Raw genomic sequence first — 3,585 nt, forward strand, 5'->3', positions numbered from 1 at the left:
CGCTGCTGCGGGCCCTGCCGCCGCCCGACGCCGTCCCCTGAGCGACGAGGGCTTCCCCGCGGCCGGTGGGGCACCGTGGCGGACCGGCGCCGTGCCCCACCGCGGGCCGGGTCATCCGAAGCCGCGGGAGTCCTGCTTGAGGGCGGTGTCCACCGTGAGCGCCGTGGCGACGACGAGGCTGCGCAGCGGCTCGGGGAGCTGGTGGTGGATCTGGAGGACGTAGTTGTCGGCGGTGGTGAAGAGGGTCTTGGCGAGACCCTCCCAGGTCTTGGTGATGCGGGCGACCTCGACGCCGGCGTGGTCCACGATGGCGAAGTTCCAGGCGCGCCAGTTCTCGGCGCGGATCTCGCCGAGCTTGGCGCCGTTCGCGTCGATCGAGAAGTTGATCTTGCCGATCGCGTTCTGCTGGACGATCTCGCCGAGGGGGGAGCCGTCGGGACGGGTCACGACCACCCGGGACTTGATGAACTTGGCGGGGCGGGTGAGCAGCAGGAGCGGCCGGCCGTGGGCGTCGCGGATCTCCAGGCGGTGGGTCAGGAACTGGTCGAGGCTGCTGACGAAGCGCAGCACCTTCCGCAGGGCGCTCTGGCCGACCTGGACGACCGAGCCGATGTGGTTGCCCCGCTGATCCATCACCTTGTACTCGTTGACCAGCTCGACCAGCTTGGCCTTCTGGTTCACCACCAGGACCGGTTCGGTGAGGAGGGAACCCGTGCCGGTCGCGGGTGCGTGCACCCCGGCCTGCTGCTGGACCTGTCGGGCGACGCGGGGGTCGGGCATCTGGGGGACCGGCTGGGCCGCGCCCTGCGCCGGCGCGGTCTGCTCGGTCCAGCGGCCGCCGTCCCAGTAGCGCAGGAGCTGGGGGGCTCCATGGGGATCGGGGTACCAGCCGGCCGGATGTGTGGGATGTGTGGTCACCAGCGGATAGTACGGAAGTTCGATCGAGCGTGCTACGAACGTTCGATCTTTCTCGGCGGTTCCCGGGCCCGCAGGGCTTCCGGCGTGCCACCGGGGGGCCTGTTCCGTTCTTCCCGTCTTCGGCCTCCCTCCTCCCGGGTAGCGTCTCGTGGGCAAGCCGATCGCCATGCACCGAGGGGGACTTGCGTGCACCACAAGGGATACCGGCGACTTCGGGCGTCCGTCGTGGCGCTCGCCGCGGCGGCTCTGTGCCTGACCGCGCCGCAGGCCGCCGCCGTGCCGGAGACGACGGCCACCACGGCGACGGCCACGACGGCGACCACTACCACCACGACGACCACGACGACCACGACGGCGACCGGGACGGTCTCCGCCGGATCGGACTGCCAGGACGTCTGCGTCCTCGGCGTCCGTGCCGCCACCCATCCCGGCCACGACCGGCTCGTGATCGACCTCGGCCGGGGCCCGGTCCCGCGGTGGACGACGGCCCGGCAGGTCGGTGGCCGTCTCGCCGCGGGCGAGGGGGCGACGATGCCCGTCACGGGCGCGGAGTACCTGAAGGTCACGCTGCACCGGGCGACCGGCTTCGACTTCTCCGGCGGCAGGCTCGTGTACACCGGCCCGCGTCACCGGACCTACGGCTTCCCCAGCCTCAAGGGCCAGGGGCAGTTCGCCTACGCCGACGCGTCGGTCCGCGAGTTCCACCTGGGCCTCGCCCTCGGCGAGTACTCCTCCTACCGCATCTTCGCCCTCGGGGCGCCGAACCGGATCGTGGTCGACGTCGACCACTGAGCCGGCCGCCGGACGTCCGGTCAGCGGCGCCGGTCGATCAGCCCGAGGGGCGTGCCCTCCGGGTCGACGACCGTGGCCGTCCGCCCGTAGGGGCCGTCGTGCGGGGCCTCGGAGATCCGTCCGCCGAGGTCGACCGCGCGCAGCGCGGAGGCGTCGACGTCCCGGACCTGGAACCAGGTCACCCAGTGGGGCCCACGGTCGAAGGTCTCGCCGCGGCCCAGGCCGCGGACGGAGGCGATCGGCCGGCTTCCGGCGTGCAGGACCACCCGCTCGGCGCCCTCGGGGTTGGTCTCCCGCACGGAGGAGAAACCGAAGACGCGCCGGTAGAACGGGGCGATGCGGTAGGGCTCGTAGGTCAGCAGCTCGTGCCAGGCGGGGGTGCCGGGACCCTCACCGGGTCTGCCGAAGGGGGCGGCGCCGCGGATGCCGAAGACGGCCCCCGAGGGGTCGGCGCCGATCGCCAGGCGGCCGCCCTCACGGTCGTTGAGGGGGCCGACGCCGATGGTTCCCCCGCACGCTCCGACGGCCATCGCGGCCAGGTCGATGTCGGCGGAGAGCAGGAAGGGGGTCCAGGCGGCGGCGCGGGAGGCGCGGTGCTGCTGCACCTGCCCGATGGCGGCGACCGGGCGGTCGCCGACGAAGGCCCGCAGATTCATGCCGAGGCTGGGCGGGCCGGGCCGGAACTCCCAGCCGAGGAGCGTCTCGTAGAAGCCCTTGAGGCGTTCCGGGCGGGGCGCCACCAAGGTGACCCAGCCGGGCGTGCCGGGTGCGCCCGGCGCGTTCGCGGTGCCTGGTACGCGTGTCGTCTCGGTCACCTCGGCCGTCCCTGTTCCCCTCGCGGTCCCCATGGTGGCTCCCCGTTCGTCCTCGGCGCGTTGGTTCTCCGAAGTGCCCACTGCCCGCTGGACGCGTACCCATGCCGACAGGTACACAGTGTGGCCCAGGCGATGCGTTCCGTGACGGAAGGCCGTGGCGGAGCAGGTTAGCCAAAGTCGTGCGGACCTGCCACTCGCGGCGCCGCCGGTAGGGCAGGATGCGGCCATGGACGACATCCTTCACGACGACTCCGACGTCGCCCGGCCCCTGATCTCCGCGCGGAGGCTGGCCCACCTGCTGGACGGGCCGGGGCGCCCCGTACTGCTCGACGTGCGCTGGCAGTTGAGCCTGGCGTCGGCCTCCGGTGCTCCGCCGTTCGACGGGCGGGCGGAGTATGCGGCAGGGCACCTGCCCGGCGCGGTCTTCGTCGACCTCGACCGCGAACTGGCCGCTCCGCCGGGAGCGGGCGGACGCCACCCGCTCCCGGACATGGCGACCTTCGGAACCGCGATGCGCCGCGCGGGTGTGTCGGCCGGGCGGCCCGTCGTGGTGTACGACGGCGGTCTCGGGTGGGGAGCCGCCAGGGCCTGGTGGCTGCTGCAGTGGACCGGGCATCCCGACGTGCGGGTCCTGGACGGCGGACTCGGCGGCTGGAACGGGCAGTTGAGCACCGAGGAGACGGTCCCGCACGAAGGCGACTTCGTGCCCGTGCCGGGCGCCGGTGGTTCCGGGCTGCTCGACGCCGAGGGCGCCGCGCGGATCGCCGGTTCCGGGCTGCTGCTGGACGCGCGCGCCGGGGAGCGGTACCGGGGCGAGGTCGAGCCGATCGACCCGGTGGGCGGACACATCCCGGGCGCGGTCTCGGCGCCCACCACGGACAACACGGCGGCGGACGGCCGGTTCCTGCCCGCCGGTGAACTCGCCGAACGCTTCAAGGCGCTCGGCGTGACGCCGGGGACGCGGCTCGGCGTCTACTGCGGATCCGGGGTGTCGGCGGCGCACGAGATCCTCGCACTCGCGGTCGCGGGCGTCCCGGCCGCGCTGTACGCGGGATCCTGG

At 73.5% G+C, this 3,585-nt stretch carries 4 protein-coding genes; 2 read left to right on the forward strand and 2 right to left on the reverse strand.

From position 1 onward, the window contains the following. Positions 1-111 precede the first annotated feature (111 nt). Entirely contained in the window at positions 112-918 is an 807-nt protein-coding gene (locus HW445_RS22530; protein WP_180222789.1) for a phospholipid scramblase-related protein, read from the reverse strand. A gap of 186 nt (positions 919-1,104) precedes the next feature. On the opposite strand from HW445_RS22530, the gene HW445_RS22535 reads away from it, so the two are divergent. Continuing rightward, positions 1,105-1,710 (forward strand): hypothetical protein, encoded by a 606-nt coding sequence (locus tag HW445_RS22535; protein WP_180222790.1) that lies wholly within the window; start codon positions 1,105-1,107, stop codon positions 1,708-1,710. 20 nt (positions 1,711-1,730) lie between these two features. Here HW445_RS22535 and HW445_RS22540 read toward each other — a convergent pair whose 3' ends face one another. Then, positions 1,731-2,525 carry a VOC family protein gene (locus tag HW445_RS22540; RefSeq protein WP_308799703.1) on the reverse strand — a complete coding sequence of 265 codons (795 nt, stop codon included), beginning with the start codon at positions 2,523-2,525 and terminating at the stop codon, positions 1,731-1,733. A 226-nt stretch (positions 2,526-2,751) separates the two neighbouring features. Here HW445_RS22540 and HW445_RS22545 point away from each other — a divergent pair. Next, positions 2,752-3,585: sulfurtransferase (locus HW445_RS22545; protein WP_180222792.1), on the forward strand; the 834-nt coding region annotated here is incomplete at its 3' end.

Origin of the sequence: Streptomyces sp. UH6, assembly GCF_013421635.1 — a bacterium.
Taxonomy (GTDB): domain Bacteria; phylum Actinomycetota; class Actinomycetes; order Streptomycetales; family Streptomycetaceae; genus Streptomyces; species Streptomyces abyssomicinicus.